Here is a 20,147-nt window from a genome sequence, read left to right as displayed (position 1 = left end):
CGTGCAGTAAACTACCGTGAGTCGTGCCGGGGAGAAAGGCGTGCGAGGCGAACGTCGCCTAAGGCAAGGCATTCCGGCAGGCGGACATCGCAAGATTGTAGGGGCGCAGTCACCTGTCCCGGCAGAGGATCGGGCAAAGGAAAAGGGCGGTTCCCGTTTCCGGAAACCGCCCTTCCTGTCCGTTTGCTGGCTTGCCGGAGGCGACAAGCCTGCTTGTCAGTTGTGTCAGGCCATCGCCTTCTGCAGGTTCTCGTCCACCTTGTCGAGGAAGCCGGTGGTCGACAGCCAGGGCTGGTCGGGGCCGATCAGCAGCGACAGGTCCTTGGTCATGAAGCCGCTCTCGACCGTCTGGATGCAGACGCGCTCGAGCGTCTCGGCGAAGCTCTTGAGTGCGGCATTGTCGTCCAGCTTGGCGCGATGGGCGAGGCCGCGCGTCCAGGCGAAGATGGACGCGATGGAGTTGGTCGAGGTCTGCTCGCCCTTCTGGTGCTGGCGATAGTGTCGGGTCACGGTGCCGTGCGCGGCTTCCGCCTCGACGGTCTTGCCGTCCGGCGTCATCAGCACCGAGGTCATCAGGCCGAGCGAGCCGAAGCCCTGGGCCACCGTGTCGGACTGGACGTCGCCGTCGTAATTCTTGCACGCCCACACATAGCCGCCCGACCACTTCAGTGAGGAAGCCACCATGTCATCGATCAGGCGATGTTCGTACCAGATCTTGCGCTCCTTGAACTGCGCCTCGAACTCCTTCTCGTAAACTTCCTGGAAGATATCCTTGAAGCGGCCGTCATAGGCCTTGAGGATGGTGTTCTTGGTCGACAGGTAGACCGGATAGTTGCGCAGCAGGCCGTAGTTCAAAGAGGCGCGGGCGAATTCGCGGATCGATTCGTCGAGATTGTACATGGCCATGGCCACGCCGGAGCCGGGTGCGTCGAACACTTCATGTTCGATTGTCTGGCCGTCTTCGCCCACGAACTTGATGGTCAGCTTGCCCTTGCCGGGGAAGCGGAAGTCGGTGGCGCGGTATTGGTCGCCGAAGGCGTGGCGGCCGACGATGATCGGCTGGGTCCAGCCGGGCACCAGACGCGGCACGTTCTTCATGATGATCGGCTCGCGGAAGATGGTGCCGCCGAGGATGTTGCGGATGGTGCCGTTCGGCGACTTCCACATCTTCTTGAGCTTGAATTCCTCGACGCGCGCCTCGTCCGGCGTGATGGTGGCGCATTTCACGCCGACGCCGTGCTTCCTGATGGCGTTTGCGGCGTCGATCGTCACCTGATCATCGGTGGCGTCGCGGTGCTCGACGCTCAGGTCGTAATATTCGAGATCGATGTCGAGATAGGGGTGAATCAGCTTGTCTTTGATAAACTGCCAGATGATGCGGGTCATCTCGTCGCCGTCGAGCTCGACGACCGGGTTCGCCACCTTGATCTTCGCCATGAAAACTGCCTCGTCTTGGAAAAGGGCCTCGCCGGAACGGCTGGGCGTTAAGGATGCGCCCCTATACCAAAGCAAGTGGTGGCGCGCAAATCATGCAGGGCTCAATTCAGCAGTGCGCCAGCCTGCCTTTTTGGTCGTGCTTGCGACCGCAAAATGCCTTCATTTTGCCGGGCGGATATGGCAGGGACGGCTATTGCCTTCCACGAATTCAATTGCCGGATCTCGATGCCCCCAGCGAACACCCCAGACAAAGCGACGTCTCCGGCCGGTCCGGTCATCATTCTCGTCGAGCCGCAGCTCGGTGAGAACATCGGCATGGTGGCGCGCGCCATGGCCAATTTCGGGCTGACGGAGCTGCGGCTGGTCAATCCGCGCGATGGCTGGCCGAGCGAAAAGGCAAGGGCGGCGGCCAGCAAGGCCGATCATGTCATCGATGCCGTGCGCGTGTTCGACGATCTGCCGTCGGCGATTGCGGATCTGAATTTCATCTTCGCGACCACGGCGCGCGCGCGTGACGGCTTCAAACCCGTGCGAGGGCCGGTGGAGGCGGGCAGGACACTGAGAGCCCGTTGTGAAGCGGGGCAGCGCACCGGCATTTTCTTCGGGCGCGAGCGCTTCGGCCTCAACAATGACGAGGTTGGCCTGGCGGACGAGATCGTGACCTTTCCGGTCGACCCGGGCTTCGCCTCGCTCAACATCGCGCAGGCAGTGCTGCTGATGTCCTATGAGTGGATGAAATCCGGCTTCGAGGATGAGACCCGGACCAATTTTCGCGGCCCCGACATGCCGCCGGCAACCAGAGATGAACTGCTTGGCCTGTTTTCGCATCTTGAGGCGGCGCTTGAGGTTCGCGGCTATTTCCGTCCGCCCGAGAAAAAGGCGAAGATGGTGGACAATCTGCGCTCGGTTCTGACGCGTGCGGGGTTCGCCGGACCGGAACTGCGCGTGTTGCGGGGAGTGATCACTTCGCTGGACCGCTATTCGCCCAAATCTCCCCGTGGGGCCGCCCTCAGAAGCGCGGATGCGCGCGCCGGACGCGGATCGGACCGGGAGCCGCCGGAAAATGGCTGAACGGCCGATCCTGATGTTCGATTCCGGCGTGGGCGGGCTTACCGTGCTGCGCGAAGCGCGGGTATTGATGCCGGACCGTCGTTTCGTCTATGTCGCCGACGATGCCGCGTTTCCCTATGGCGCTTGGGAGGAGCCTGCGCTTCGGACCCATATGCTGGACCTGTTCGCCACGCTGCTGGAACGCTATCGCCCGGAAATCTCGGTCATCGCCTGCAACACCGCCTCCACGCTGGTGATCGACGATCTGCGCCGGCGCTTTCCCGGCCATCCTTTCGTGGGCACCGTCCCTGCGATCAAGCCCGCCGCCGAACGCACCCGTTCCGGTCTGGTGTCGGTTCTTGCGACGCCGGGAACGGTGAAACGTCAGTATACGCGCGACCTCATCCGCCAGTGGGCAAGCAAATGCCATGTCCGCCTTGTGGGGTCGGAGCGTCTGGCTTCGCTGGCTGAAATCTACATGCGCGACGGTTTTGTCGATGAGGAGCAGGTCAGGGCCGAAATCACCCCTTGCTTCGTGGAGCAGGAGGGCCTGCGCACCGACATCGTCGTGCTCGCCTGCACGCACTATCCCTTTCTGGCCAACCGCATGCGCAAGACCGCGCCATGGCCGGTGGACTGGCTCGATCCGGCCGAGGCCATCGCCCGGCGCGCACTTTCGCTGTTGGACGGCAGCGCGCGCCCGCTGGAAAGCCCGGCCAGCGCAGAGCCGGACATTGCCGTATTCACTTCAGGCAGGCCGGATTTCGCCACAGGACGGCTGATGCAGGGGTTCGGGCTGACTGTATTGAATTAAGGGAACATGCGGAGCTGATGGCCGTTTTCTTCTCACAAGGAGAAAGCCATGCCCGCAAAATCCAAGGCCCAGCAGCAAGCCGCCGGAGCGGCTCTTTCCGCCAAGCGCGGCGAAACGCCCAAGAGCGAGCTCCGGGGCGCTTCAAAGGAAATGTACGAATCCATGAGCGAAAAACAGCTCGAGGAATTCGCCGAAACCAAACGCAAGGGGCTGCCTGCGCATAAGAAGAGTGAGTGAGGGGCTACCGCGCCCTCGCTTGGAAAGTCACGCCGTTTCCGTCAGGACGGGGACCGCGTTGTTTGCAAACCATTCTGCGAACGGCTGTGGGACACGGCCGGTCAGCGCCTCGAAATCTTCCGGCGACCCGGCGAGGTTGCCGGCGGCGGTCGCCGCATCGAAGGAGGCGAACACACGGGCCACCGGTTCAGGCGTCCCGGCGCCTGTCATGCCCTGCACCAGATCCTCGACAGAGACCTGCACGACTGCAAGCGGCTTGCCGGTCGCGTTGCGGGCAAGTTCCGCCACCTCGTCGACAGTCCAGGCTTTTTCGCCGTAGAGGCTGAGCGTGCGCTTGCCGGAAAAGTTGGAAGTCAGAGCGGCTGCTGCGGCGAGGCCCAGATCGTCACGGGCGATGTATGAGACGCCGCCCTTGCCGGCCGCTGTGAACCACTTGCCCGTCTCCAGCGCATGGGGAAGCGCATGCAGCACGTTTTCCGAATACCAGCTATTGCGCAGCAGGGTATGCCCGGCAATGCCGCTGGCCTTGATCGCTGCTTCGGTGCCTGCATGGTCCGGCGCGAACGACACCAGTGAGTTTTGTGCGTCGGGAAGCGAGGTGTAGACGACATGCGCCACGCCCGCCTTGTCTGCGGCTTCGATGGCCGCCTTGTGCTGGCGCAGACGCTTGCCCGGCTCGTCGAGCGCATCGGTGCTGATGAGTAACAGGCGCTTGATGCCGGTAAATGCGGCGGCAAGCTCCGACGGATGGTCATAGTCCGCCTTGCGGACGGTGACGCCGCGTGCGGCCCAGTCGCCGAGGTCTCCGGGTTTGCGGCTGGTGGCGACGATGCGTGCGGCGGGTACCTTCAGCGTTTCGATGAGGTGGGCGAGCACGGCTTTCCCAAGGTGTCCGGAAGCGCCGGTGACGAGAAGGTCTGCGGTTTGGGTCATGGTCTCTCCTGCATGCCATCTTATGAGGGCACATTGCATAATCTGGTTACCATTGGTAACTTAGAGAGGTCTGCCGGACTTTGTAAGAACGCATGATTTCGTGCCCAGGTTACACGGAAGGAACCACCATGAGCGTGATCGTCGAGAAACGCGTTCCCGGCGACGTGGATCGGGAAGCGCCTGCGCCGTTGCTCCGGTCCTCGCCGGGGTTTGTTGGGGATGAGGTCGGCGGCTGCCCGATTCGCGATGTTCTCGACCGTGTCGGCGACACATGGAGCCTGCTTGTCATCATGAACCTTCAGCCGCGCCCGCTGCGTTTCAATGCTTTGCGCCGGTCAATCGAGGGGATTTCGCAGCGCATGTTGACGGTGACGCTGCGGTCTCTCGAGCGAGACGGACTGGTGAGCCGCACTGTGAAGCCGACGACGCCACCGGAAGTGGAATACGCGCTCACCACGCTTGGCCGCTCCATCGCCGTGCCCATCGGCGCGCTGGGCGATTGGGCGGCGGACAATCGCAGCCGGTTGCGGGACGCGCGCGCGGCTTTTGATATAGCCGCAAATGGCGCAGGCGCTTGACAGGATTGGCCGATCCCTCTAGTGGAAACCGCGAAGCACCGGGCCGCAAGCCCGGTTGTTTCGTTTGACGTGTCCCGTGGATGGTCCGTCGCTTGGCGCGGACGATCCTGTCAGGTCTCTAAAATGGAGGCCAGAGGAGGGCGCGTTTCCTTGCCCATGGCCATGGGGCCGCGGGTGTTTTGTCTGAAAGGGAATGCGATGAGCAAGCGCGAATCCGCAAAGTACAAAATTGACCGCCGTCTTGGCGAGAATATCTGGGGCCGTCCGAAGTCCCCGGTCAACCGTCGTGAATACGGACCGGGCCAGCACGGCCAGCGCCGCAAGGGCAAGCTGTCCGACTTCGGCCTGCAGCTCCGCGCCAAGCAGAAGCTGAAGGGTCACTACGGCGACATTTCCGAGAAGCAGTTCCGCAAGACCTATGAGGAAGCAGCCCGCCGCCGTGGCGATACGCCGGAAAACCTCATTGGCCTGCTGGAGTCGCGCCTCGACGCCATCGTCTACCGCGCCAAGTTCGTCCCGACGATCTTCGCCGCTCGTCAGTTCGTCAACCACGGCCATGTCAACGTCAATGGCCGCCGCGTGAACATCGGTTCCTATCGTTGCAAGGCGGGCGATGTGATCGAAGTGCGTGAGAAGTCGAAGCAGCTCACCATAGTTCTGGAAGCTGTCGGTCTCGCCGAGCGCGACGTTCCGGATTACATCGAAGCCGACCACAACAAGATGGTCGCCACCTACGCTCGCGTTCCGAACCTGTCGGACGTGCCATACGCTGTCCAGATGGAGCCGAACCTGGTGGTCGAGTTCTACTCGCGCTGATCAGACTGCGATTTTTGGATTGGAAAGGCCGCCTTCGAGGCGGCCTTTCTTTTTGCTGGAATTTTTGAATGGTAACAGGAAAATCCTGATTTCATTCTTCGCCGCGATGTTCCGGAGCGGCGCTTCATTTGTGCGACGTCAGGTGATTTCACTTGACTTCAAAATGCTCTATTGCGGGCGTCTGCAAAAAAAAGATTGAAGGCACGCTCGTCATGCAAATGCCGCTGCTCACCGAAGACACTGCACCGGACGCCGATAGCGGCTGTCATCCCATGTTCGTGTCCGTTCCGTCTTCCGTGGAGTTCAACAAGCTGCGCAAGCGCCTGCTGCGGCAGGCGCGGCAGGCGATCGAGGATTTCGCTATGGCGAAGCCCGGCGAGCGCTGGCTGGTGGCCCTTTCCGGCGGCAAGGATTCCTACGGGCTGCTGGCCTTGTTGCTCGATCTGAAATGGCGCGGGCTTCTGCCTGTGGAACTGCTCGCCTGCAATCTGGACCAGGGCCAGCCGAATTTTCCCAAGCATATACTGCCGGACTACCTCAACGCCAACGGCGTCGCGCACCGTATCGAATATCAGGACACCTATTCGATCGTCACCGACAAACTGCCGGAATCGAGCACCTATTGCTCGCTGTGTTCACGTCTGCGCCGCGGTCATCTTTATCGCGTGGCGCGAGAAGAGGGCTGTTCGGCGCTGGTTCTTGGCCATCATCGCGAGGATATCCTCGAAACCTTCTTCATGAACCTGTTCCATGGGGGACGCCTTGCGGCCATGCCGCCCAGGCTGCTCAATGATGAAGGCGATGTGATGGTCCTGCGGCCGCTGAGCTTCTGCGCGGAAGCGGATCTGACGAAGTTTGCCGCTGCAATGCGCTTTCCCATCATCCCGTGCGACCTGTGCGGCAGTCAGGATGGTTTGCAGCGCAATCTGATGAAGGCGATGCTCGACGACATCGAAAAGAAGATGCCGGGGCGCAAGGATACGATGATCCGGGCGCTCGCCAACGTGCGCCCCTCGCATTTGCTCGACCGGAACCTGTTTGACTTTGCGGGGCTCAGCCTCGACGCCAAAACCCCGCATTGACCGGCCTCAGACCGGTTTGTTGTGAGGCTGAAACAGCTTGCCGCGCTCCGCGATCAGAACGAACGCCAGTCCGACCACCGAAACGCTGACGAACCCCAGCGCCAGCGGTGTCGTGGTCCCGTCGAACGCCTGTCCGATCAACGCGCCGATTGCGCCGCCGCCGGCCGTTCCCATGAAGCCCAGAACGGAGGAAGCCGTGCCGGCCACATGACCGAGCGGCTCCATGGCCAGCGAATTGAAGTTCGAACCGATGAGGCCGAACTGGAACATGGCCAGCGCAAACAGCGTAAGGAAGAGCGGGAAGGCGATCGTGCCGAACAATGAAAGCGCGAACCAGATGGCGCTGACGGTCATGAAGCCGATCAGAGCCGCATGGGACAGGCGACGCATGCCAAAGCGCCCCACAAGCCGCGAGTTCAGATAGGACGACAGGGCCATGAAGGCCGCCACGGCGGCGAACACGACCGGGAACATCGTGCCGAGATCATAGATGCCGACATAGACCTGCTGGGCCGAGTTGATGAAACCAAACAGCGACCCGAAGATGAACGTGCTGGCGAGCGTGTAGCACAGGGCGGTGCGGTTGGTGAGCACCACGCGGAAAGCCTGGAATATCGAACGCAGGTTGAAGGGGCGTTGGTCGGCGGGATCGAGCGTTTCGGGCAGGCGCATGGCCATCCATATCGTGACGGCAATGCCCGCCAGACCCATGAACACGAAGATCATGTGCCATTCGGCAAACAGCATGATGATCTGGCCGGTGCCCGGCGCAATGACCGGCACGATCATGAACACCATCATCACCAGCGACATGACCTCGGCCATCTGGCGGCCGCCGAACACGTCGCGGATGATGGAGATGGTGATGACGCGCGTCGCGGCCGAGCCGACGCCATGCAGAAAGCGCATCAGGAGCAGGCTGGCGAAAGTTGGCGCAATCGCGCCGGCGAAGGCTGCGACGACGTAGATGCCAAGCCCCACCAGCATCGGCGTGCGTCTGCCGAACCGATCTGCGAGCGGGCCATAGGCGAGTTGCGCGACCGCGAAGCCGAGCAAATAGGCCGATATGACGTACTGCCGGTGGTTTTCGCTTTCGACGCCGAGGGTTGCGCCGATTTCCTGAAGCCCCGGAAGCATGATGTCGATGGCCAGCGCATTGAGCGCCATAAGCATCGCCATCATGGCGATGAATTCCATTTTGCCCATACCGAGCAGCCGGGGCGGTGCCGTTTTTGCGGTCGCGTCCATAAAATAACCTTCAAATCTGTCAGGCGCTTCCGGGTTTGAAGGCGAGTGAAAGCTCACCGGGAAACGCAGGATTCCAAAGAACAGCAAAGGCGCCGGGGGCACCAGCGCCTTTGTCCGAAATATGCGGCGCTACCGTGGCAGCGCAAAAATCAGATCAGGCCGCGCCTTTGACCTTGATGCCCTTTTCATCGAAGAAGGACTGCAACTCGCCAGCCTGGAACATCTCGCGCACAATGTCGCAGCCTCCCACGAACTCGCCCTTTACATAGAGCTGGGGAATGGTGGGCCAGTTGGAATATTCCTTGATGCCCTGACGCAATTCGCTGGAGTCGAGCACGTTGATGCCCTTGTAGTCCACGCCGACATAGTCGAGAATTTGCACGACCTGCCCGGAGAAGCCGCACTGAGGAAAACCCGGGGTGCCCTTCATGAACAGGACAACGTCGCTGTTCTTGACTTCGCTGTCGATGTAATCGCTGATTCCGCTCATGGCCAATCCTTTCAGGCCTGCAGGAAATCAGGCCGCAAATCCACCACTCAAATAGCCCCGAGTGCGCTTCGAAACAAGTCCGGTATAGGCAAGGGGTCTGGCGCAGCGCACGGCTACTGTCAAATTTCGTCATGAACGCATGAGAATATTGTCGCTTTTCCTGTTTTCCGCCTTGCTGATCGTCATCGGCCTCGTTGTGGTCTGGCGAATGCGCCCCGTCGCGCCACCCCCGCCGTCATCGGTCGCCGCGCCTCTGCCTGACGCCTGCGGTGATGTGTCCTTTGAAGGAGCCGGGCATATCGTGTGCGTGCTCGATTCCGGCGCCTACGATATCCGCATCGCGCACGAAAGCGTGAACGGCGCTCCATTCGGTTCGGTCCCGGCGCTCGATGCTGAAATGGCCGGGCAGGGGCGGATGCCCCTGCTGTCCATGAACGCCGGCATGTATCACAAGGATTTGTCGCCTGTCGGGCTGCTTGTGGAGGAGGGGCGCGAAAAGGCGCGGCTCAATCTCGATGATGGCGAAGGCAATTTCTTCATGAAGCAGAATGGCGTCTTCATGATCGGCCGTGATGGACGCGGGGCGGTGATGGAGGCCTCGGATTATGCGCAGCAAGCGCCGGATGCGTTCTACGCCACGCAATCCGGCCCCATGCTCGTCATTGATGGAAACATCCACCCGCGTTTCGAGCCGGACGGCGCATCGCGCCACGTCCGCAACGGCGTCGGTATCGATGGCCAGGGCCGGATCGTGCTCGCCGTTTCACGCAAACCCGTAAGCCTTGGCAGCTTCGCCCGGCTTTTCCGCGACGAGCTGGGTTGCCGCAATGCGCTTTTTCTGGACGGGGCCATATCGACGATGACCAGCGCCGGCAAGATCATCGTCGGTGGCAAACACCCGGCCGGCCCTATCGTGGCCGTCTTCGAGAAAAGGTAGTCCGGGGTTGTCTGTCAGATATCAATCCGGCGCGCTGGTCTGCAGGGCAAGCGCGTGCAGCGCGCCGCCCATGTTGCCCTTGAGGGCGTCGTAGACCATCTGATGCTGCTGGACGCGGCTCTTGCCGCGGAAGCTCTCGGCCACCACTTCGGCTGCGTAATGGTCGCCATCGCCGGCAAGGTCGCGGATCGTGACCTGAGCGTCAGGAATTCCTTCCTTGATCAGCCTCTCGATCTCGCGTGCATCCATTGCCATGTCATTTTCCCTGTCAGGTACCCATGAAGCGCGGGAACCACGATTCGTGCGCGGTCACCAGTTCATCAACCGATATGGCACGCGCCTGCCCAAGTTTCAATTCGGCCCCGCCCGTGACGCCGATGAGGTGAGCGGCGACGCCAAGCTTTTCCTGCCGGGCACGGAGCGCCTGCCATTCGGCGCTGTCCGGCTGGATCGACAAGGTCAGCAGATAGCGGCCTTGATCTTCGCCGAAGAAGGCCGCGACCGGATCGCCGGAAGGTGCATCGACGCTCGCGCCGATACCGGAAACCATCGCCATTTCGGCCAGACCCACGGCGAGGCCACCATCGGAAAGGTCATGGCAAGCGGTGACGATTCCGGATGCGATCAAATCGCGCACATGCTCGCCGACGCGCTTTTCATGAGCGAGGTCGACCGGCGGCGGCAGTCCGTCGGCGCGGCCATGCACGTCGCGCAGGTAGATCGATTGCCCGAGATGCGCGCCCCAGTTCTGCGGTGCGCCTATCAGCAGGATCGGCTGACCTTCGGTCGCGAATCCGATGCGGGCCATTTTCCGCCAGTCGCCAAGCAGACCGACACCGCCAATGGTCGGTGTGGGCAGGATGCCCTGACCGTTGGTCTCGTTATAAAGCGAGACATTGCCGGACACGATGGGGAAGTTCAGTTCGCGGCAGGCTTCCCCGATGCCCTTGATGGCGTGCACGAGCTGGCCCATGATCTCGGGACGTTCCGGATTGCCGAAATTGAGATTGTCGGTGGCCGCCAGCGGCAATGCGCCGGTCGCCGTCAGGTTGCGCCAGCATTCGGCCACGGCCTGCTTGCCGCCCTCATAGGGGTCGGCCTCGCAGTAGCGCGGCGTCACGTCCGAGGAGAAGGCGAGAGCCTTGGTTTCGTGACCCTCGACGCGTACGACGCCGGCGTCGCCGCCCGGCCGTTGCAGCGAGTTGCCCTGGATCATGGTGTCGTATTGCTCCCACACCCAGCGCCGCGATGAGAGATCCGGACCGTCCAGCATCTTCAGAAGCGCCTCCGCGACGTCGGACTGCGGCACGTCGCTGGCGGCGAGCGGCGCGGGCTTCACCGGCTCGACCCACGGGCGGTCATATTCCGGGGCCTCGTCGCCCAGTTCCTTGATCGGCAGGTTGGCGACTTCCTCACCCTGATGGAGGATGCGGAAGCGCAGGTCGTCCGTGGTTCTGCCGACGATGGCGAAGTCGAGGCCCCATTTTGTGAAGATCGCCTCGGCTTCCTTCTCCTTCTCGGGCCGAAGAACCATGAGCATGCGCTCCTGACTTTCGGACAGCATCATCTCGTAGGCCGACATGCGCTCCTCGCGCACCGGCACCTTGTCGAGGTCGAGTTCGATGCCGAGGTCGCCCTTGGCTCCCATTTCGACGGCGGAGCAGGTGAGACCGGCAGCCCCCATGTCCTGAATGGCGATGACCGCCCCGGACGCCATCAGTTCAAGGCAGGCTTCCAGCAGGCACTTTTCGGTGAAGGGGTCGCCCACCTGAACGGTAGGGCGCTTTTCCTCGATGGAATCGTCGAACTCGGCCGAGGCCATGGTCGCGCCGCCAACCCCGTCGCGGCCGGTCTTGGCTCCGAGATAGACGACCGGCAGGCCAACACCTTCCGCCTTCGAATAGAAGATCGCGTCAGTTCTGGCGAGGCCGGCTGCGAAGGCGTTGACCAGGATATTGCCATTGTAGCGGGCGTCGAAATTCACTTCGCCGCCAACGGTCGGCACGCCGAAGGAATTGCCGTAACCGCCGACGCCGGAGACAACGCCGGCCACCAGATGCCGGGTCTTGGGATGGTCGGGTTCGCCGAAGCGCAGCGCGTTCATGGCCGCGATGGGCCGCGCGCCCATGGTGAATACGTCCCGCAATATCCCGCCGACGCCGGTCGCAGCGCCCTGATAGGGCTCGATATAGGAGGGGTGGTTATGGCTCTCCATCTTGAAGACGACGCAATCGCCGTCGCCGATATCGACCACGCCTGCATTCTCGCCGGGGCCCTGGATGACGACATCGCCCTTGGTTGGAAGCGTGCGCAGCCACTTCTTCGACGATTTGTAGGAGCAGTGCTCGTTCCACATGGCCGAGAAGATGCCGAGTTCGGTAAAGCTGGGCTCGCGTCCGATGAGGTCGAGAATGCGCTGATACTCGTCCGGTTTGAGGCCATGGGCGGCGATAAGCTCGGATGTGATCTGCACGGTGTTGGGAATGGTCATCGGTTTCTGGGCTCGGCTTCGGGGCCGGGATCGCCTGCGCGGTGGCGATCCGGGCATTCAGTTGAACTTTGGCACTGGATTAGGTCAGGTGCGGCGGTAAATCCAGATCGAACAGGCAAGCGAGTAGCAATAGGCCAGCATTTCCAGCATTTCCTCAACGCCTTCATAACGCCGGTGCTCGGCGAACTCGCCCACCAGTATGATGACGAAGGCCACGCCGAGCGGCCAGAATACGAAGCTCCAGCGCGGTTTGAGCGCTTCCATGAAGTCCTTGCGCCGGAGGAAGAGCAGCACCGCCATGATCGCGGTCATGATGGCGGAAAGCGTGTACTTGGCGGGGGCGGTCATGCAGGCGCCGCCGGGATAGAAGGCGCTGTCGCAGCGCGGCGTCTCGCGCATCGCGGCATGCAGGAGGATATAGGCCACCGGTATGCAGATGAAAGCCACCGGACCCCGGCTGCGCCACGCCCGCGCGGCGAACACCAAAGCCGTGAGGCACAGGATCACGGTCTGGCTGCCCTCCACCGGGCCGTTTTCGATGAACAGGAAGCCGTCCAGATCGGTATGGAATTCCGCCCAGTATCCTGCCGCGACCGCAAGGAGAGACAGGAGGACGCCCCAGACGATCCATGTTGCCGGGTCAGGATAGCGGACGCTCTGCTGCACTGTAGTTCCTGTCGGTATCCGGAGGCCGCCAAGTTTGCCGGGCCGTTGCGAAAAAATGCCTGATCGGCGCTACGCTGCTGTGGAGCAGGATGGATTGCCGCCTTGCCAGCGCGTGATGTCGGCGCTGATGCGGGAGCCAAGGGTCTCGCTCATCAATGGCCCGAACACGTCGACGCGGCTCGAATTGCCCGTCGCCTGCACCACCAGCAGCGGCTTGCCGCCGTAATGTTTCGCCGGAACCAGCAGAAAGCGCGGGGTGCCGCCGAAATTGTTGAGCTCATTGGCCATCTGATAAGACCGGAAAGCAGGGTCCTTGCTGGCGATCCAGCATTTATGCGCGGCCATGGCCACTTGTTCCATGGTTCGCAACGCGGCGCTTTTTCCGGTGGGCTGGGATGGAGCTTTTGAGCTGGACTGGCAGGAGACGAGGGCGAGCGAAGCTGCCGCGAGGACCGCAAATCTGACGATCGTGGAGGTAGCTGTCATTCGCCTGCCCGTATCGAAGCTGCAAACCATGTGAGAGCATCGGACCGGAAAGCAGAATTGGTTTTCGGGTTATTCCGATGCTCAATCAAAGTGTTAGAGCGTCCTTTGTATATCCGGAAAGAGGCATGGCGCTCTGGTGTTTGCCCCGCCGGGAACATGGGGGCAATCCGGCTTCATGCCGCTATGCCCAGCGCGCTCTCGAACAGCGCGCGCCCGTCGCTGCCGCCATGCGCCGCTTCGATGAGGTTTTCCGGATGGGGCATCATGCCGAGCACATTGCCCGTTTCGTTGACGATACCGGCTATGTCGTTGATCGAGCCGTTGGGATTGGCGCCTTCCGCATAGCGGAACACCACCTGCCCCTGGCCTTCCAGTCGCGCCAGCGTTTCTGCGTCGGCGAAATAGTTGCCGTCGTGATGGGCGACCGGGCAGCGGATGATCTGGCCGGGCAGATAGTTGCGGGTGAAGGATGTATTGGCGTTGGCCACCTGAAGCTTCACCTCGCGGCAAACGAATTTCAACGAGGTGTTGCGCATCAGCGCGCCCGGCAGCAGCCCGGCCTCCACGAGAATCTGGAAGCCGTTGCACACACCGATGACCATAACCCCCTGCGCGGCCTTCTCCGCCACGGCCCGAAGAGCCGGCATGCGGGCCGCGATGGCCCCGCAGCGCAGATAGTCGCCATAAGAGAAGCCGCCGGGAATGACGATGAGGTCGACATCGGGGATGGTCGTGTCGGTTTCCCAGACGGTCACTGGCGGCTTGCCGGAAATTTTGGTCAGCGCCGCGATCATGTCGCGGTCGCGATTGAGGCCGGGGAGGAGGACGACGGCTGATTTCACCTCAGACGATCTCCACCGCGTAGTTCTCGATCACCGTGTTGGCGAGCAGCTTGTCGCACATGGCCTTGAGATCGGCTTCGGCCTTCGCCTTGTCGCCATGGCCGAGTTCGACATCGAACACCTTGCCCTGACGCACCTGGCCGACGCCGTCGAAGCCAAGCCCGCCAAGCGCATGTTCGATGGCCTTGCCCTGCGGGTCGAGCACGCCGTTCTTGAGGGTTACGATAACGCGGGCCTTGATCACGCTGGGTTGCTCCTGTCGGAAAAGGTCAATGCGGCTTGGAGCCTTTGGGCAGGCCGGAGGCGACGAGCACCGGGCCGGTCGGGCGCGGCGGCTCGTTCTCGTTCATGATGCCGAGCCGGCGCGCCACTTCCTGATAGGCCTCGACCAGGCCGCCCATGTCGCGGCGGAAACGATCCTTGTCGAGCTTGTCCTGGGTGGCGACGTCCCACAGGCGGCAGGAGTCCGGCGAAATCTCGTCGGCCACGACAATACGCATCATGTCGCCCTCGAACAGGCGGCCGCACTCCATCTTGAAGTCGACCAGCTGGATGCCGACGCCGAGGAACAGGCCGGAAAGGAAGTCGTTGACGCGGATGGCCAGCGCCATGATGTCGTCGATTTCCTGCGGGCTCGCCCAGCCGAAGGCGGTGATGTGCTCTTCGGACACCATCGGGTCGTCCAGCGCGTCGGCCTTGTAGTAGAACTCGATGATCGAGCGCGGCAGCACGGTGCCTTCCTCGATGCCGAGGCGCTTGGCGAGCGATCCGGCGGCGACGTTGCGCACCACGACCTCAAGCGGAATGATCTCCACCTCCTTGATGAGCTGCTCGCGCATGTTCAGTCGGCGGATGAAATGGGTGGGAATGCCCATGCGGTTGAGATGGGTGAAGATGTGCTCGGAAATGCGGTTGTTGAGCACGCCCTTGCCGTCCACCACTTCGTGCTTCTTGGCGTTGAAGGCGGTGGCGTCGTCCTTGAAAAACTGGATCAGCGTGCCAGGCTCCGGTCCTTCATAGAGGATCTTGGCCTTGCCTTCATAGATTCGGCGGCGTGACTTCATCTCGGTGTTTCTCTGGCTCGAAGGACGGGGCGCGGTGACCGTCCCTTTCAGGCCGCTCGTCGCGGCAACCATGGGCTCAGCCGGGTCTCTAGCGCAAACGAACCATTTCCTCAATTGGAATCGCGGTCATGCACTGCTTTAGATGCCCGATGCCGCAGGTTGACGCCGCATTGCGCCAGGCAACAACACATATTGACCGCAAGCCGGCCTTTTGGTTTGTGCATTCGCATTCCATATTCAAGGTTAATTCGAATCGCTTGCACCCGGAGGGTAACGCCATGACCAACATGAAGGACCGGCAGGAGAGCTTCGAGCGCAAGTTCGCGCTGGATGAAGAACAGAAATTCCGGGCGATTGTCCGCCGCAACAAGCTGCTTGGCCTGTGGGCCGCCGAGAAGCTCGGCAAGAGCGGCGTCGAGGCCGAAGCCTACGCCGCCGAAGTGGTCAAGGCCGACTTCGAGGAAGTGGGCGACGAGGACGTGTTCCGCAAGGTCCGCAAGGATTTCGATACGGCCGGGGTGGAGCAGTCCGATCATCAGATCCGCCGCACCATGGAAGAGCTGCTGGCGACCGCCGCCGAACAGGTCAAGAACGCTTGACGCTGGCCGCAAGGCATATTTTGACCGTTGAAAGGCCGCTCGTCTCGACCGGGCGGCTTTTCCTTTTCAAAACAAGAGTTTTGGACATTTTCCGGAATCAAGGTCTGAGGAGGTCTCATGTCGCTCAAGAAACGTCTTGAAGCCGATGAGGTGGTGCTGACAAGCTGGTCCTGCGTGCCGGATGCGCTGACGGTGGAGGTTCTCGCCGCGCAAGGGTTTGATGCCGTCACGCTCGACATGCAGCACGGCGGCCACAATGAGGACAGCGTTCTGCGCTGTCTCACGCCGGTGCTTGCGACTGGCAAACCGGCGCTTGTTCGCGTGCCGGTCGGTCGGTTCGACATGGCGAGCCGTGCGCTGGATTTCGGGGCGGAAGCGGTCATCGCGCCGATGATCAATTCGCTCGCCGACGCGCAGGCCTTCGCCGCGGCGACGAAATATCCTCCCGTTGGCCAGCGCTCATGGGGCCCGACCTACGCGTTCCCCCGCCATGGCCATGGCGACTATCAGGAATGGCTGCGCACCAGCAACGGGCGCACATTGTCGTTCGCCATGATCGAGACGCGCGAGGCGGTGGCGGTGTTGGACGATATTCTGGCGATACCGGGCATCGACGCCGTCTTTCTTGGACCGGGCGATCTGTCGATCGCGTGGACCGACGGCCGCAAGGTCAATTCCACGCTTGAGGATATGATGGAAACGGTCGCTTCCGTTGCCGGGCGGGCGAGGACGGCCGGCAAATATGCCGGCATCTATGTTACCGACCCGGCCATTGCCGGTCGTTTTGTGGAGATGGGCTATCGGCTGCTCGCCACGGGCTCGGAGCAGCAGCTCATCGCGCAGGGAGCGGCGGGGCTTCTTTCAAGCCTGAAAAGCTCGGTCGGCGAAAGATAGCCCGCCTGCCGTCTTCAGAGACGGCTCATGAAATGGGCGAAAGTCATCGACCCTTCCGGCCACGGTCCATGGCCGGAAGCCGCGTTGATGTGCCCCGACTGGCCAGCGTCGATGAAAAGCGAACCCCATGCCGATGCGAAATCCTCGGCGACCTCGAAGGCGCAGTAAGGGTCGTTGCGGCTGGCGATGGTCACTGACGGGAACGGCAGGGGATCGCGCGGATAAGGCCCGAACGTCATCAAATGCTTCGGCTTGATGTCGGGGTTGGCGACATCCGGAGCCGCGACGAAGAACGCGCCGGCCACCGGTCGTCCGAACTGCGGCAGAGCCTGGATGACGGTCGGCACGCCGAGAGAGTGGGCGACGATAACCACCGGCTTTTGCGCCTCGTTCACCGCTTTGGCGAGCGTTTTCGTCCAGTCTTCGCGCACCGGCTTCGACCATTCTGCCTGCTCGACCCGCCTTGCGGTGGAAAGCTTCGTCTCCCACCGCGTCTGCCAGTGGTCGGGGCCCGAATTGGTGTAGCCGGGAACGATGAGAATATCTGCGTCTTTGACCTTCATGGGTCCGCATGTAGCGATCACAGGCCGCTCCTGCAACGGATGGCGAATTGTTTCATTTCAGTGAACGATATGTTGTTGATTTTGCGCATTGTGTGAACGAGAGCGCAAGACGATATTGGCGGAGAAGAATGGCCGGAGGCTACCCTTGAATTTGACGCGACGGAGCTTTGCCGGTGCAGTCTGCGCGCTACCTCTCGTGATGGCGAAAGCGGGCGCGCAGCCAGTCGGAACGGAGATGAATATGAGTGAACTTCCCTTTGCCGCCACGACGCCGGTCAGCGTTTCGCGCGTTGGCTTGCGTGCTCGTGATGCGGAGGCTTTGGCCGGATATTACCGCACCGTAGTAGGCTTGCAGGAATTGTCGCGAGATGGCGAAACCATCACGCTGGGCGCTGGTGGCAGGCCCTTGCTGGTGATCGAATCGGACAAGGCGGCGAAGCCCGACGACCCGCGGTCGGCCGGCTTGTTCCACACCGCTTTCCTGCTCCCGGCCCGCGCCGATCTCGGCCGCTGGATCGGCCACGCGATCACCGACAAGATCAGGATCGATGGCGCTTCCGACCACATCGTTTCGGAAGCGGCCTATCTCACCGATCCCGAAGGCAACGGCATCGAAATCTATATCGACCGTCCCCACGAAAGCTGGAAGTGGCATGACGGGCAGGTGGAGATGGCGACGGCGCGCATGGATGTGGAAAGCGTCATCGGCTCAGTTCCTGCCGGTGACGCCGGCTGGACGGGCGCGCCGGAGAACACGGTGGTCGGCCATGTTCATCTGCGCGTGGGCGACCCTGCACAGGCGGAAAGCTGGTGGCGCAAGGAGTTCGGCTTCGACACTGTGGCGCGATATGGCGACAAGGCGGTGTTCATGTCGTCAGGCGGCTACCACCATCACATCGCCGGCAATATCTGGCAGAGCCCCGGCGCGGAACGTCGCGACCCCGGCCGCAGTGGCTTGTCCTGGGTGGAGATGCGCTCCGCCGACGCCTCCGCCAGCACCAGCCGCGAAGACCCTTGGGGCACGGTCATCCGCACCGTTCCCGGCAAGGCTGGCTGAACGCCATCCTGCTGACAGGTTTCGGCGTCGGCGCCTGCTAACAAGATGGAGACGGAACAAAGCGCTCCGTCTCCATCTGTCATGACAGGAACGCGCATGCTCAAGGTTATCGCCGAAGACTTCATCAACCCGGATCACATCGGCATCGTGCTTCCGCTTTATGCCGAACTGGTCGAAAAGACACGGCTTGAGCCGCTCTGCATCGCCTACGATCTGTTTGTGGACCAGAGGGATGCCGGCCATTTCGTTTTCATCGAGCAGTGGCCGGATCATGCCGCGCTGGATGCTCATTGCAGGGCCGAGCACTTCACGCGCCTTGTGCCACAGATAAACCGGCATCGGCGCAGTGAAGGGACGGTCATTCTGATGGACCCGTTTGCGGCCTGAAGGAGCCAATGCCCATCTGCCCCGTCAAAAAGGGCAGATGGGGCTGTCTCAGCTCTTCCCGAACACCCGCCTGAAGATCGTGTCGACATGCCGGGTGTGGTAGCCGAGGTCGAATTTCTCGCGGATCTCGGTCTCGGAAAGCGCCGCAGTCACTTCCGCGTCGGCCAGCAGTTCTTCAAGGAAATCCTTGCCTTGTTCCCACACCTTCATGGCGTTGCGCTGCACGAGGCGGTAGGAATCCTCGCGCGAGACGCCGGCCTGCGTCAGCGCCAGCAGCACGCGCTGCGAATGCACGAGGCCGCGGAACCGGTTGAGGTTGCGCTCCATGTTCTCGGGATAGATGAGCAGCTTGTCGATAACGCCGGTGAGGCGGGCCAGCGCGAAGTCCAGCGTGACGGTGGCGTCCGGGCCGATCATGCGCTCCACCGAGGAGTGCGAAATGTCACGCTCATGCCACAACGCCACGTTCTCCATGGCCGGGAAAGCGTAGGAGCGCACCATGCGGGCGAGGCCGGTCAGGTTCTCGGTCAGCACCGGGTTGCGCTTGTGCGGCATGGCCGACGAACCCTTCTGGCCGGGCGAGAAATATTCTTCCGCCTCAAGCACCTCGGTGCGCTGCAAATGCCGGATCTCGATGGCGAGCCGCTCGATGGAGGAGGCGATGACACCCAGCGTCGCGAAGAACATGGCGTGACGGTCGCGCGGGATGACCTGCGTGGACACCGGCTCGGGCTTGAGGCCGAGTTTCTTCGCCACATGCTCTTCCACATAGGGATCGATATTGGCGAAGGTGCCGACGGCGCCGGAAATGGCGCAGGTGGCGATGTCCTCGCGGGCATGGACGAGACGCTCGCGGCAACGGCTGAACTCGGCGTAGGCTTCGGCCAGCTTCACGCCGAAGGTGGTCGGCTCGGCATGGATGCCGTGGCTGCGGCCGATGGTTATGGTGTCCTTGTGCTCCAAGGCGCGGCGCTTGAGAGCCGCAAGCAGCGCGTCGATGTCGGCCAGCAACAGATCGGCGGCGCGGGTGAGCTGTACGGCAAGGCAGGTGTCCAGCACATCCGACGAGGTCATGCCCTGATGGATGAAACGAGAATCGGGGCCGACGAATTCCGCCAGATGGGTAAGGAAGGCGATGACGTCATGCTTGGTGACGCGCTCGATCTCGTCGATGCGCTCGACATCGAACTTGGCCGCTCCGCCCTTTTCCCAGATCGTCTTTGCTGCGTCCTTCGGGATGACGCCGAGCTCGGCCAGCGCGTCGCAGGCATGGGCCTCGATCTCGAACCAGATGCGGAAGCGGGTCTCAGGCGACCAGATGGCGACCATTTCCGGCCGGGAGTAACGCGGGATCATCTTGAGGCCCTCAGTTTTTCGGGGGAAGTCGCCCGCCTCCTAACAGAGTGAGCGCCGATGCTCAACGCAGGATGGCCCGCTAACTCAAGGAAAAGGCCGGGCAGATGCCCGGCCTTGCGC

24 protein-coding genes are annotated in these 20,147 nt (G+C 62.1%); 11 read left to right on the top strand and 13 right to left on the bottom strand.

What is annotated here, in order from left to right:
• Positions 1-225 precede the first annotated feature (225 nt).
• Positions 226-1,437, bottom strand: a complete 1,212-nt coding sequence (locus ABID44_RS07755; RefSeq protein ID WP_354151123.1) for an NADP-dependent isocitrate dehydrogenase — start codon at positions 1,435-1,437, stop codon at positions 226-228.
• A gap of 225 nt (positions 1,438-1,662) precedes the next feature.
• On the opposite strand from ABID44_RS07755, the gene ABID44_RS07750 reads away from it, so the two are divergent.
• The 3 genes from ABID44_RS07750 to ABID44_RS07740 are packed head-to-tail and all read left to right on the top strand — an operon-like array spanning position 1,663 to position 3,538.
• The gene (locus tag ABID44_RS07750; protein ID WP_354151122.1) at positions 1,663-2,508 is read left to right on the top strand and encodes an RNA methyltransferase; all 846 of its coding nucleotides are present in this window, start codon (positions 1,663-1,665) and stop codon (positions 2,506-2,508) included.
• On the top strand, positions 2,501-3,301 hold the full coding sequence (gene murI, locus ABID44_RS07745; protein ID WP_354151121.1) for a glutamate racemase: 801 nt from the start codon (positions 2,501-2,503) through the stop codon (positions 3,299-3,301). The genes ABID44_RS07750 and murI overlap by 8 nt, the downstream gene beginning before the upstream one ends.
• A 48-nt stretch (positions 3,302-3,349) precedes the next feature.
• Positions 3,350-3,538 carry a DUF3008 family protein gene (locus ABID44_RS07740; RefSeq protein WP_354151120.1) on the top strand — a complete coding sequence of 63 codons (189 nt, stop codon included), beginning with the start codon at positions 3,350-3,352 and terminating at the stop codon, positions 3,536-3,538.
• A gap of 27 nt (positions 3,539-3,565) precedes the next feature.
• Here ABID44_RS07740 and ABID44_RS07735 read toward each other — a convergent pair whose 3' ends face one another.
• Positions 3,566-4,471 carry an SDR family oxidoreductase gene (locus ABID44_RS07735; RefSeq protein ID WP_354151119.1) on the bottom strand — a complete coding sequence of 302 codons (906 nt, stop codon included), beginning with the start codon at positions 4,469-4,471 and terminating at the stop codon, positions 3,566-3,568.
• A 128-nt stretch (positions 4,472-4,599) separates the two neighbouring features.
• Between ABID44_RS07735 and ABID44_RS07730 the strand changes: the two genes are divergently transcribed.
• The 3 genes from ABID44_RS07730 (at position 4,600) to ttcA (ending at position 6,947) form a co-directional block, all read left to right on the top strand.
• Complete coding sequence (locus ABID44_RS07730; RefSeq protein WP_354151118.1) at positions 4,600-5,049, top strand: winged helix-turn-helix transcriptional regulator; 450 nt, start codon at positions 4,600-4,602, stop codon at positions 5,047-5,049.
• A gap of 198 nt (positions 5,050-5,247) precedes the next feature.
• Positions 5,248-5,865: a 30S ribosomal protein S4 gene (rpsD, locus tag ABID44_RS07725; RefSeq protein ID WP_354151117.1), complete on the top strand. Its 618-nt coding sequence runs from the start codon at positions 5,248-5,250 to the stop codon at positions 5,863-5,865.
• A 212-nt stretch (positions 5,866-6,077) separates the two neighbouring features.
• Positions 6,078-6,947, top strand: coding sequence for a tRNA 2-thiocytidine(32) synthetase TtcA (gene ttcA / locus ABID44_RS07720; protein WP_354151116.1), 870 nt, complete (start codon positions 6,078-6,080; stop codon positions 6,945-6,947).
• Between the two features lie 6 nt (positions 6,948-6,953).
• Here ttcA and ABID44_RS07715 read toward each other — a convergent pair whose 3' ends face one another.
• Together ABID44_RS07715 and grxD are read right to left on the bottom strand one after the other, a co-directional pair.
• Positions 6,954-8,153, bottom strand: a complete 1,200-nt coding sequence (locus ABID44_RS07715) for a multidrug effflux MFS transporter (protein WP_354151115.1) — start codon at positions 8,151-8,153, stop codon at positions 6,954-6,956.
• Between the two features lie 196 nt (positions 8,154-8,349).
• Complete coding sequence (gene grxD, locus ABID44_RS07710; RefSeq protein ID WP_354151114.1) at positions 8,350-8,685, bottom strand: Grx4 family monothiol glutaredoxin; 336 nt, start codon at positions 8,683-8,685, stop codon at positions 8,350-8,352.
• A gap of 139 nt (positions 8,686-8,824) precedes the next feature.
• Between grxD and ABID44_RS07705 the strand changes: the two genes are divergently transcribed.
• The gene (locus ABID44_RS07705; protein ID WP_354151113.1) at positions 8,825-9,622 is read left to right on the top strand and encodes a phosphodiester glycosidase family protein; all 798 of its coding nucleotides are present in this window, start codon (positions 8,825-8,827) and stop codon (positions 9,620-9,622) included.
• 21 nt (positions 9,623-9,643) lie between these two features.
• Here the strand turns inward: ABID44_RS07705 and ABID44_RS07700 are convergent, their stop codons facing one another.
• The 7 genes from ABID44_RS07700 to purC form a co-directional block, all read right to left on the bottom strand.
• Positions 9,644-9,877, bottom strand: a complete 234-nt coding sequence (locus tag ABID44_RS07700; RefSeq protein ID WP_035025537.1) for a BolA family protein — start codon at positions 9,875-9,877, stop codon at positions 9,644-9,646.
• A gap of 13 nt (positions 9,878-9,890) precedes the next feature.
• A complete protein-coding gene (gene purL, locus ABID44_RS07695; protein WP_354151112.1) occupies positions 9,891-12,113 on the bottom strand; it encodes a phosphoribosylformylglycinamidine synthase subunit PurL in 2,223 nt (740 codons plus the stop codon).
• 84 nt (positions 12,114-12,197) lie between these two features.
• Entirely contained in the window at positions 12,198-12,779 is a 582-nt protein-coding gene (locus tag ABID44_RS07690; RefSeq protein ID WP_354151111.1) for a hypothetical protein, read from the bottom strand.
• A gap of 69 nt (positions 12,780-12,848) precedes the next feature.
• Positions 12,849-13,265: a hypothetical protein gene (locus ABID44_RS07685; RefSeq protein ID WP_354151110.1), complete on the bottom strand. Its 417-nt coding sequence runs from the start codon at positions 13,263-13,265 to the stop codon at positions 12,849-12,851.
• Positions 13,266-13,438: 173 nt separating this feature from the next.
• Positions 13,439-14,107: a phosphoribosylformylglycinamidine synthase subunit PurQ gene (gene purQ / locus ABID44_RS07680; RefSeq protein ID WP_354151109.1), complete on the bottom strand. Its 669-nt coding sequence runs from the start codon at positions 14,105-14,107 to the stop codon at positions 13,439-13,441.
• 1 nt (position 14,108) lies between these two features.
• A complete protein-coding gene (gene purS / locus ABID44_RS07675; protein WP_354151108.1) occupies positions 14,109-14,351 on the bottom strand; it encodes a phosphoribosylformylglycinamidine synthase subunit PurS in 243 nt (80 codons plus the stop codon).
• 25 nt (positions 14,352-14,376) lie between these two features.
• Complete coding sequence (gene purC, locus ABID44_RS07670; RefSeq protein WP_035025532.1) at positions 14,377-15,171, bottom strand: phosphoribosylaminoimidazolesuccinocarboxamide synthase; 795 nt, start codon at positions 15,169-15,171, stop codon at positions 14,377-14,379.
• Positions 15,172-15,449: 278 nt separating this feature from the next.
• Here purC and ABID44_RS07665 point away from each other — a divergent pair, with 278 nt between their 5' ends.
• Together ABID44_RS07665 and ABID44_RS07660 are read left to right on the top strand one after the other, a co-directional pair.
• The gene (locus ABID44_RS07665; protein ID WP_354151107.1) at positions 15,450-15,770 is read left to right on the top strand and encodes a DUF1476 domain-containing protein; all 321 of its coding nucleotides are present in this window, start codon (positions 15,450-15,452) and stop codon (positions 15,768-15,770) included.
• A gap of 117 nt (positions 15,771-15,887) precedes the next feature.
• A complete protein-coding gene (locus tag ABID44_RS07660) occupies positions 15,888-16,664 on the top strand; it encodes an HpcH/HpaI aldolase family protein (protein WP_354151106.1) in 777 nt (258 codons plus the stop codon).
• 14 nt (positions 16,665-16,678) lie between these two features.
• Here ABID44_RS07660 and ABID44_RS07655 read toward each other — a convergent pair whose 3' ends face one another.
• A complete protein-coding gene (locus tag ABID44_RS07655) occupies positions 16,679-17,227 on the bottom strand; it encodes an RBBP9/YdeN family alpha/beta hydrolase (protein WP_354151105.1) in 549 nt (182 codons plus the stop codon).
• Positions 17,228-17,468: 241 nt separating this feature from the next.
• Here ABID44_RS07655 and ABID44_RS07650 point away from each other — a divergent pair, with 241 nt between their 5' ends.
• Both ABID44_RS07650 and ABID44_RS07645 read left to right on the top strand, forming a co-directional pair.
• On the top strand, positions 17,469-18,284 hold the full coding sequence (locus ABID44_RS07650; protein WP_354151104.1) for a VOC family protein: 816 nt from the start codon (positions 17,469-17,471) through the stop codon (positions 18,282-18,284).
• A 96-nt stretch (positions 18,285-18,380) separates the two neighbouring features.
• Positions 18,381-18,671, top strand: a complete 291-nt coding sequence (locus ABID44_RS07645) for a putative quinol monooxygenase (protein WP_354151103.1) — start codon at positions 18,381-18,383, stop codon at positions 18,669-18,671.
• A gap of 48 nt (positions 18,672-18,719) precedes the next feature.
• On the opposite strand, the gene purB is transcribed toward ABID44_RS07645, so the two are convergent.
• On the bottom strand, positions 18,720-20,027 hold the full coding sequence (gene purB, locus ABID44_RS07640) for an adenylosuccinate lyase (RefSeq protein ID WP_354151102.1): 1,308 nt from the start codon (positions 20,025-20,027) through the stop codon (positions 18,720-18,722).
• Between the last annotated feature and the right edge of the window lie 120 nt (positions 20,028-20,147).

The organism is Aquamicrobium ahrensii (genome assembly GCF_040545755.1).
Taxonomy (GTDB): Bacteria; Pseudomonadota; Alphaproteobacteria; order Rhizobiales; family Rhizobiaceae; genus Mesorhizobium; species Mesorhizobium ahrensii.
Note: the sequence above shows the minus strand (reverse complement) of the source record. Positions and strands in the feature narration are given on the sequence as shown.

What these genes read in the sequence shown, in the direction of transcription:
- ABID44_RS07685 (WP_354151110.1), bottom strand. Translation starts at nt 13,265, where the DNA reads ATGACAGCTACCTCCACGATCGTCAGATTTGCGGTCCTCGCGGCAGCT.
- ABID44_RS07750 (WP_354151122.1), top strand. Translation starts at nt 1,663, where the DNA reads ATGCCCCCAGCGAACACCCCAGACAAAGCGACGTCTCCGGCCGGTCCG.
- ABID44_RS07700 (WP_035025537.1), bottom strand. Translation starts at nt 9,877, where the DNA reads ATGGCAATGGATGCACGCGAGATCGAGAGGCTGATCAAGGAAGGAATT.
- rpsD (WP_354151117.1), top strand. Translation starts at nt 5,248, where the DNA reads ATGAGCAAGCGCGAATCCGCAAAGTACAAAATTGACCGCCGTCTTGGC.
- ABID44_RS07645 (WP_354151103.1), top strand. Translation starts at nt 18,381, where the DNA reads ATGCTCAAGGTTATCGCCGAAGACTTCATCAACCCGGATCACATCGGC.
- ttcA (WP_354151116.1), top strand. Translation starts at nt 6,078, where the DNA reads ATGCAAATGCCGCTGCTCACCGAAGACACTGCACCGGACGCCGATAGC.
- ABID44_RS07730 (WP_354151118.1), top strand. Translation starts at nt 4,600, where the DNA reads ATGAGCGTGATCGTCGAGAAACGCGTTCCCGGCGACGTGGATCGGGAA.
- murI (WP_354151121.1), top strand. Translation starts at nt 2,501, where the DNA reads ATGGCTGAACGGCCGATCCTGATGTTCGATTCCGGCGTGGGCGGGCTT.
- ABID44_RS07755 (WP_354151123.1), bottom strand. Translation starts at nt 1,437, where the DNA reads ATGGCGAAGATCAAGGTGGCGAACCCGGTCGTCGAGCTCGACGGCGAC.
- ABID44_RS07655 (WP_354151105.1), bottom strand. Translation starts at nt 17,227, where the DNA reads ATGAAGGTCAAAGACGCAGATATTCTCATCGTTCCCGGCTACACCAAT.
- ABID44_RS07740 (WP_354151120.1), top strand. Translation starts at nt 3,350, where the DNA reads ATGCCCGCAAAATCCAAGGCCCAGCAGCAAGCCGCCGGAGCGGCTCTT.
- ABID44_RS07650 (WP_354151104.1), top strand. Translation starts at nt 17,469, where the DNA reads ATGAGTGAACTTCCCTTTGCCGCCACGACGCCGGTCAGCGTTTCGCGC.
- ABID44_RS07735 (WP_354151119.1), bottom strand. Translation starts at nt 4,471, where the DNA reads ATGACCCAAACCGCAGACCTTCTCGTCACCGGCGCTTCCGGACACCTT.
- purB (WP_354151102.1), bottom strand. Translation starts at nt 20,027, where the DNA reads ATGATCCCGCGTTACTCCCGGCCGGAAATGGTCGCCATCTGGTCGCCT.
- grxD (WP_354151114.1), bottom strand. Translation starts at nt 8,685, where the DNA reads ATGAGCGGAATCAGCGATTACATCGACAGCGAAGTCAAGAACAGCGAC.
- ABID44_RS07715 (WP_354151115.1), bottom strand. Translation starts at nt 8,153, where the DNA reads ATGGGCAAAATGGAATTCATCGCCATGATGGCGATGCTTATGGCGCTC.
- ABID44_RS07660 (WP_354151106.1), top strand. Translation starts at nt 15,888, where the DNA reads ATGTCGCTCAAGAAACGTCTTGAAGCCGATGAGGTGGTGCTGACAAGC.
- purL (WP_354151112.1), bottom strand. Translation starts at nt 12,113, where the DNA reads ATGACCATTCCCAACACCGTGCAGATCACATCCGAGCTTATCGCCGCC.
- purC (WP_035025532.1), bottom strand. Translation starts at nt 15,171, where the DNA reads ATGAAGTCACGCCGCCGAATCTATGAAGGCAAGGCCAAGATCCTCTAT.
- ABID44_RS07665 (WP_354151107.1), top strand. Translation starts at nt 15,450, where the DNA reads ATGACCAACATGAAGGACCGGCAGGAGAGCTTCGAGCGCAAGTTCGCG.
- ABID44_RS07705 (WP_354151113.1), top strand. Translation starts at nt 8,825, where the DNA reads ATGAGAATATTGTCGCTTTTCCTGTTTTCCGCCTTGCTGATCGTCATC.